The 8,468-nt window shown below is 40.6% G+C and carries 5 protein-coding genes and 2 pseudogenes; 3 read left to right on the forward strand and 4 right to left on the reverse strand.

The window, feature by feature from the left end:
* Positions 1-5: 5 nt before the first annotated feature.
* Entirely contained in the window at positions 6-1,301 is a 1,296-nt protein-coding gene (locus tag AC1D69_RS19735; protein ID WP_495457855.1) for an MFS transporter, read from the forward strand.
* A gap of 40 nt (positions 1,302-1,341) precedes the next feature.
* Positions 1,342-2,649 carry a diaminobutyrate--2-oxoglutarate transaminase gene (gene ectB / locus AC1D69_RS19740; RefSeq protein WP_495457856.1) on the forward strand — a complete coding sequence of 436 codons (1,308 nt, stop codon included), beginning with the start codon at positions 1,342-1,344 and terminating at the stop codon, positions 2,647-2,649.
* Positions 2,650-2,915: 266 nt separating this feature from the next.
* On the opposite strand, the pseudogene AC1D69_RS19745 reads toward ectB, so the two are convergent.
* Together AC1D69_RS19745 and AC1D69_RS19750 are read right to left on the reverse strand one after the other, a co-directional pair.
* Positions 2,916-3,252: pseudogene (locus AC1D69_RS19745) on the reverse strand (transposase); the annotation flags it as partial.
* Positions 3,253-3,615: 363 nt separating this feature from the next.
* On the reverse strand, positions 3,616-3,957 hold the full coding sequence (locus AC1D69_RS19750) for a hypothetical protein (RefSeq protein WP_495457857.1): 342 nt from the start codon (positions 3,955-3,957) through the stop codon (positions 3,616-3,618).
* A gap of 399 nt (positions 3,958-4,356) precedes the next feature.
* Here AC1D69_RS19750 and AC1D69_RS19755 point away from each other — a divergent pair, with 399 nt between their 5' ends.
* Complete coding sequence (locus AC1D69_RS19755) at positions 4,357-5,007, forward strand: hypothetical protein (protein ID WP_495457858.1); 651 nt, start codon at positions 4,357-4,359, stop codon at positions 5,005-5,007.
* Between the two features lie 436 nt (positions 5,008-5,443).
* Here the strand turns inward: AC1D69_RS19755 and AC1D69_RS19760 are convergent.
* Positions 5,444-6,681, reverse strand: a pseudogene (locus AC1D69_RS19760) (ISL3 family transposase).
* A gap of 205 nt (positions 6,682-6,886) precedes the next feature.
* Positions 6,887-8,089 carry an IS110 family RNA-guided transposase gene (locus AC1D69_RS19765; RefSeq protein ID WP_495457863.1) on the reverse strand — a complete coding sequence of 401 codons (1,203 nt, stop codon included), beginning with the start codon at positions 8,087-8,089 and terminating at the stop codon, positions 6,887-6,889.
* Between the last annotated feature and the right edge of the window lie 379 nt (positions 8,090-8,468).

Consider the following 8,468-nt stretch of genomic DNA (forward strand, 5'->3'; position numbering starts at 1 on the left):
GAGAAATGCATGATACTCGAAATATAGTACTATTTAGTCTCAGTAGACTCATATCTGAACTGATGGAATCGATGTTCAAGTTTGCACTTAGTTTGTACATACTTGATATTACGGGTTCCGCTAGCATGTTTTCAATTGTTCTAGCTTGCATGTTCATTCCCAGCGTACTCGTTGACATCTTTGCAGGAATATTCGTGGATCGATCCGATAAGAAAAGAGTTCTGGTTTTATGCAATCTTCTCAGTGGTATTGCTGTCCTGATTTTCTTTGCTATGTTCCAACTTTACCCAAAGAATATAATGCTATTTATATGTTATGCATTGATTCTCAACACTTTTCAAGCAATATTTAGCTTAGCGGTGAATGCATCTGTTCCCAACTTAGTCTCTAAAGAACGTGTGTCTGCAGTCAATTCAAGTAATCAAAGTATCAATGCGTTGTTTAATATTATGGGGCCGATCATCGGGGCTATTGCTTACGTCAGCATGGGTATTGGTCCCATGCTGATGATGAATGGTATTGCGTTCATAGCGTCAGGAGTAGTTAATATGTTCTTAATATTTCACTCCAAACAGAATCACAAGGAAGTTAAGAAGTCTTATTCTGAAAGTTTCAAAGAGGTATATCGGTATATCCACAAGCGTACAGCAATTAAATATTTGTTAGGTGTATTTGTTATTACCAACTTTATTGTTGTTCCTGCGATAACTGTGGTGCTCCCTTTCGTTATTAGGAAGGTGCTAGATATGTCTGCTCATCAATTATCTTACATTGAAGCAGCAGCATCGGCAGGTTTAATTATCGGAGCAGTATTGGTATCCGTCAGCAAGATCAATGGATTTATCACGAACAAGATATTTATATTATTTCAATTGCAAGCTGGTGCTCTCTTGTTATGGGTCTTTCCCAAGTTACCTTTTGTAGATCCTAATGCCACTGTATGGATAACGATTGGGTACATTTTCGTTCTGGCATTTACAGGAATGTTAGTGTCCATGGGCAATATACCAATGGTATCTTATGTCCAACTCCATATACCTGATCATCTGCGAGCAAGTATTTTCGGGGTTGTGAGTACAGTGACAACAATATCAGTTCCTATTGGAGTGTGGATATACGGTATGTTGCTTGATCAAATGGATTTCTCATATCTGATGATCGGATCAAGTATTCTACTCTTTATTGTTGGGAATCTTGCGCATCGGAATAAAGCGCTTCGGAACTTCTTCAAGGAGGATGCGGATGCGGGCGTGGAAAAATCAACCTATATTGAATCTTCAAATGTAGAGGTACATTCTTAAAACAAGTAATATAAATTTGATTCAAAAGGCGGGGTTAACAATGAACCAATTTGAAAGATTAGAATCCAACGTAAGATCATATTGTCGATCATTTAATAATACTTTTTCCAAAGCTAAGAATGCGTACCTCTACGCGGATGACGGAACAGAGTATATCGACTTCTTCGCAGGTGCGGGCGCGTTGAACTATGGGCATAATAACGATTATATTAAGCAAAGTCTACTGGATTATATGGATTCTGATCAAGTTATTCATTCTTTGGACTTGTATACTTCTGCGAAAGCTACCTTTATCCAACGATTTAGCGAATTGGTACTGGAACCAAATAGGTATCCGTATAAAATGCAATTTTGTGGACCGACGGGGACGAATGCGGTTGAAGCAGCGCTGAAATTAGCTAGAAAGGTGAAAAATAGGACAGGAATATTTTCGTTTATGGGTGGTTTTCATGGGATGTCTCAAGGGAGTCTCGCAGTAACAGGAAATAAATTTCATAGAATGGGTGCAGGACTGCCCTTAAATAACACCACTTTTATGCCGTTCCCACACGGGTTTATGAATTCATTTGATACTATTGATTATGTAGATAGTGTGCTGACAGACCCGAACAGTGGAATTGACAAACCAGCAGCGATGATTGTCGAGACGATTCAGGCAGAAGGTGGAGTTATCGTAGCACCAGTGACATGGCTGCAACGGTTAAGTGAGCTTTGCCAGAGGCATGATATTCTGCTTATTGTGGATGATATACAGGTGGGATGCGGCCGAACAGGCCCATTCTTCTCATTTGAAAGAGCAGGTATTGTTCCGGACATGGTTGTTCTCTCGAAGTCGATTAGCGGATACGGGCTGCCGATGGCACTGCTTCTGCTCAAGACGGAGCTAGATATTTGGAAGCCTGGAGAGCATAATGGGACATTCCGCGGGAACCAATTGGCCTTCGTTGGGGCAACAGCAGCGTTAGAATTTAAAGAGACTGAGCATCTTGAAGCTAAGGTGCTCAAGAAGGAAGCATATATTGAACATGTACTGTATCATGATATCCAGTCCTTGCATCCAGACATTGAGATCAGGGGATTGGGCATGATATGGGGAATTGATTTCTCTCGTTTACCAAATTCTGAAGAAGTATGTGCCACGATCGCTCGGAATTGTTATGATAGTGGACTTATTATCGAAAGATCAGGCCGCAATGATACAGTCTTAAAAATATTACCCCCTTTGACAATCGAAATGGCTGTGCTTCAAAAGGGTTGTGATATCATTAAGAAGTGTATTCAGAATTTCCTTCAAGGAGAAATACTAGGTGAGATAAATAACACTAATAGGGAAGTTGCCTCATCTTGAATTTATAGCGATATGTAATAATATGAAGAAACAGGCAGAGGAAATCCTCAGGCCTGTTTTTTGTAATGAAATAGTCATCAGTCTCACGATCATACTAAATGATAGTTTGGAACTGGCATATTAATAGAAACTTTATCATTTAGCTTAAAAGGTAAAGGAGAGATAACTTTCCACTGCTGTCCGGTAGATAGAACATCATAATAGAATTCCTTACCTTGAAACTGCACATTCACGATTTCACCGGAGAGACCACTAACTTGTGCAGGTACGTCTTTCATTCGGTTTGAACGAAAGCGATTAATAGTCCGGAAATCTGGGCGTTGTCGTCCGGCCAACCACATGAACGGAACTTGTTCTCGTATGGCTTTGGCAATTAGGCGGAAAGAATAAAGCCGCTGAGTGTACGCATAAATGATAACTTTAGTGAGCATTTTTGGGTGGTAACTATCCCTGCCACCACCGGGATAAGCGGCATCAAAAATAGAATCGTCGAGTCGATTCACAGCCGTGTTAATGAGGCGAACGAGGTGGCTTTGAGGAATGTCTTCTTCCAAATCCATTGGCAGAAAAAGCTAGTTGGTCCATGGTATATTGAATGTACAAAAAAATCGCTCCTTTGGTATGGTTGGTGGTACTTCCATTTTACCAAAAAGAGCGATTTTTTTGTGTTGTTTTCGGTTGGGAAGTTGAAAAAATACGCTTAAAGTAGCGTAGAGGACGGAACGATTTCGTAAAAAGCGATAGCGGTCGCCTAAAAGCTTTCCAAAGGAAAGCTACTTCGAAAGCATACGCTGTCTCCGAATTTCAACCGCTGAGTGATTCTAATCCAGAAATTTGGAGACCACAGCGATTGGAGAAACGGTCCGTTCGCGGAGCGTCCTCTCAGAACACCTAACTTTCTCCTACAAAAAAATGGGGTGCCCCTAGCCATTTTAATGACTTATGGGACAGCCCCATAGTTCCGATCTATTTTTTTTCATAATAGTAACCTTTCCGAATGAACTGCCGCGTTTCGGGAGTTACGTATTCTCCAGCATCGAAATTGGCTACTTGATTTCTTGGATATTCATTTGGGAACTTAACATAATAAAACTCACCTTGTGCTGTAACAATCGACTCTATTGGCTGAGTTGCAACTTTAAGTAGAACTTGATCATTATACTCTTTAGCTAACTCAGGTGAAAGTAGACTAGAAGTATGACTTGCCTCATTAGGCATTACAGTACTTTGAGCAGACGTTTTCTTGTCGACAGTCATGATTCCGACAACTAAAGCTATACATAAAATGATCGTAGAACTTGATATCACAATTATCTTGTTTTTATTGACCATCACAATTCCCCCCCTTCATGATTGTTTGTTGAGTAAAGTCTCTATTGTAGGAATCTCAGAGAATGGCAAAAATGATTTCAATAAATTTGAGTTTGAATCTGTATGGCAACGACTTGCTTTCAATATCATGTATCAGTATATAAACCCCATAAATTATAGAAAGTTCGATTATTCATACTTTCAAGCCCACAAGATCATCAATTTGGCTTACATGTCGGATGACAAGATTCTAGTCCGATTCCTGACAAGCGCAGGATAGTTTAATCATTCGCCGAATACCTTAGGGATGGCAAATTTAAGAATTTAGGCAAAATTGGAACATCGCTAATTCTTTTCCTCAAACTATCTAATTAATATTTTAAAAGGAGATTTATAATGAAGCATCTTTGGTGGAAAATTTTATTTTATTTCGTCTTGTCCGTGGTGGTCATATTCATGGCAATCAATGACTATTCAATAGTCTTGATAGTAGGAACCGCTGTGATGGCTACCTTGATTTTTTTTACAATCCAATTCGTTTATCCGTTAGCTTTGGAAAAGCGTGTGGATCGAGTGGAATCCTTTTTACGGAGCCAGAAAAACACGCCTGGACTCTATATTAATTATGTGTTTGCTAACAGACTTGAGGAAGAAGCAAGAACGATTATGGAGAAGCTTATGAGCAAATATAAGAAGGCAGCAGCACAGGCATCATACAAGGCGGCATACGGCGTTTATCGCAAAGATATGACTGCAGTTCAAGAAGCCGTACCGTACATTCGTTATTCCGATTACCGAGCATATTATGAAACGATTCTATTGTCAGAGGACGGGGAAAGTGCTCAGGCTCGAAAACACCTTGAATCCATCAAGAAGCCTTGGATGAGATCAGCACTGCTAGCGGAAATTGAACTCAAATCTGGCTGCATCGAGACTGCGGTCAAGCACGCTAGGGATGCCCTCAACTCTTCGAGAGGTGTCCAACATTATGTGTTACATAAGGAATACGAAAGGACATTACCACAGGCTGTTGAACTCGTATCCTAAATTCGGAAGTAAAGGTAGGATAGTCTGAAGCCTCTATACTACAAAAAATCCATCTCTCTATATGGATCGGAGATTCAAACCGTTATTTTGGTTGGGGTGAGGATAAACTTCTAGATAAAGGTATCCACTGGCAACGGGGGTTCTGCTGGTTTTAAAAGTTATCTAGCTTTTAACAAGGAACTCCGTGTAGGAGTTGTATTGCTATCAAATTATTCTTTTTTCTCGAATTCTCTTATGGATTATTATTTTGCTCAATGTATAAAATGGATTAGTAAAAAAGAACCTTCTCAAGGAATTATGATAGATTCTATAGGTAAAAAAATATTTGAAGCAGTCATATGTAGAGAAAAATCATCGAGCTAAAACCAGCTAATATCTTGTCAATATATTTCTCTTAAATTTTTTTAGCTCAACCTCGAAATCAGTGCTTGATTAATTAGTTAAGCTGATTACGATTGCATTCTACTAAGATTCCCATCTTATAGCTGTCACGATTACGTGTGAAGTAGTGACGGCGTTGATAAGCTTTGATACGATTATGACGTCCTTCTACGGTTGCATTCGTCCATCGACATCGATGATAATTGATGATCTCATGTTGCCAATTACGCATCGTTTTCAATGCGCTTTTAACAGCTTTGTGGTCGATCTCATCGCCCTGTTCACACCAACGGATGAATCCAAGTGTTGCCACTTCGATATTCGGTGAATAGTTATACCAAATCGTAAAGGCTTCTTTCCATTCCCAGCACCTTCGTAGAAGCGCAGAGTAATCGAGCAGTTCTTCTAGCGTTTTCTTACTTTCAACAGATAAAGATTCCTCTTGAGGATTTAGGAGGCGGTGGTTGGCTTTGAGCCAAGCTTTTGCCCGTGGCGAAAGCTCACTCTGTATGGTTTTGCGAACCTCTTGCAAGGCTTCAATAACATAGCCATGGACATGAAAGCGATCAGCGATTCGGATAGCTTTCGGAAAACATTCACTGATCCATGTGTGGTAGGCTTTTGCCAAATCCATCACCACCGCTTTTGGCGTAAGCAGCATGAAATCCGGATGGAACTTCGCATAGTTCCGTAAATCCTCTAGCTTGCGTCCGGGTAACAAATCGAGCATCATTTCTCCCTTAAGGTCATGAATGCCGGTATTGTAGGTATGTCCCTTTTTGATAGCAAAGTCATCCACGCCTAATACCAATCCTTTGTTTGCTTTCGCCGTTGCCCACGCCTGTTTGGAAAGACGCTTACCTTCTACAGGAACAGCCTCGTTGTGCATCCGTTGCACGGTACTGGCGGGTGCTTGTTGCATACGGCCGCTATGTACTGCGGTTGATCCAATGGCTTGCTCGGCTGCTCGCGCTCGAAAGAGGTTGCTGTATCGTCTTTTAGGCCCAACAAAGTCATACACCCAAACAAAACCTACATTACACTGCGAACACTGCATACGAATGGTTGGAATCAATAGGTATACGATCTTCTCAAACACTGACAGGTGTCGGACAGACGCGTTTCATTGCTTCCTTTGCGAGTGACGTATTCAGCGGAGCGACAAATTGGGCAGCACTGTTTGGAGGCTACTGGCGAAGCTTCTATATGAATTTCATCTGCGCTTATCCGCAAAATCTGTTGGATCTCTAGCTCTGGTATATTGAGCATTTCATTGATATACTTAGTCTGCATCTGCTTATTCCTTTGTTGTTGGGTAGGACTTACAACATTACAGGATTCGCAGATGTTTTTCCATTTTCAACCTTAGGTTATTTCGTCAAGCACTGGTTTTGATTTTGAACCATTTTTTTAGCTCTAGCGTTATACTAAAAGGGCATACGTAATAGCCTTCCTATTCATGCTGGAAGGATTTTATTTTAGATGATTTTTTTGGATTCTAGACAATATCTAAAAAAGGTTCTTTACGTGTCAAAACGGCAAAAATCCAATGGAGTAGCTTGTTCATGCAAGCAATGATTGCTACTCGGTAGGGTTTTCCCTCACTACGTTTCTTATCATAGAATGCTCTTAATTTCTTGCTTCCAGAACGTCTAATCCCGCACAAAACAGCAAGATATAAGGTATGCCGTAGTCGTTTGGAGCCACGTTTCGTGATCCGATTTGTCGTTGCCGTAAATTTTCCGGATGAATATACACTCGGATCAATACCTGCAAAGGCGACTAGCTTCTTCGGATGATTAAACCGATGGATTTCCCCGATTTCAGATAAAACCGTTGCCGCGATTTTATTGCCAATACCGGGAATCGATTGGATAATTGAATATTCTTCTACTACAGTAGCAAGGGCATCAATCTGCTCTTCCAAATAGGCTAGATGTACTTGATACTGAAGCAGTAAATCCACGTATAAATTAAGGCTAATGAGGTGACTATGATACGTTATTTTCTGAAAGGGATTGCTAATCGCTGCAACCATAATGAGCGTTGCCTTTTCTTCTGCCCAACGATCAGAACGGCTAGGGCAAAGACATGCAATTCGATCCGAGAGTTTGGCTTCTCCAGATTTTATAATGATCTCGGACGTGGGAAATTCCTTTAACAGAAGCAGTGAAATTCTAGAATAGAGATCTCCGAAGATACCTCGATATTCCGGAAAAACTTGATCCAAGACGGCTTGGAATTGCAATTTAGCTTGAACATACATATCCGTGATGGACTCAAACTGCCTCGTTAAATGACGCAGATCTAAGAGCTGAATGTCCCTCTGTTTGTGAATCTCAAACTCCTCTTTGTAATACAGTTCACAGAGCTGGTAGGCATCTACCGCGTCTGTTTTCACCTTGCGAAGGCTAGATTTCTTCGCTTGATGAGAAATGAGTGGATTCACAACAATGAATTGGACTTCTTGTTCTTTAAGGAACTGAATGACTGCTTCGTGATAATGTCCTGTTGATTCTAAAATGATAGCAGGAGAAACTCCAGTATTCATTTGAAGGGTCTTGACCATGTTGAATAACTCTTCTAGCCCTTCCTGCGTATGAAGAAAGGAGAAGTTTTTACCGTAAGGTTGACCTTTATTTAAGAATGCTTGACCTTCACTTTGACCTTTTGAAATATCCAGACCAATGACTGGATGTATCATATTCTTCATCCTCTCTGATTGTATGGTTGCCGGTAACCCCTATGACATCTGCTTGCAGTTCCACAGCATCGCACGTGATGCGAGATCTAGGTCTCAACCAGCCAAAACATGGTTTCTACAAGTAGGGGGTGAACAGTTTTAGCGACGGGATGTGTTCCCAGGGACACGAACGTTCAACCCCGGCTACTATTTTATTACACCACTTAACAAAAAGAGGTCAACCAGTAAAAACTGGCTAACCTCATAATACGACGGGACACGATAGTGGAACAACAAAGGAGTAGTTTGCTACGGCAGCTGCTCCTTTTATTTATTAAGTTAACGGGCAGGACAGTTATAATTATGTTATTCTATATATGGTCATAATTAACAAATT

It is taken from the genome of Paenibacillus sp. Y301 (assembly GCF_059445505.1).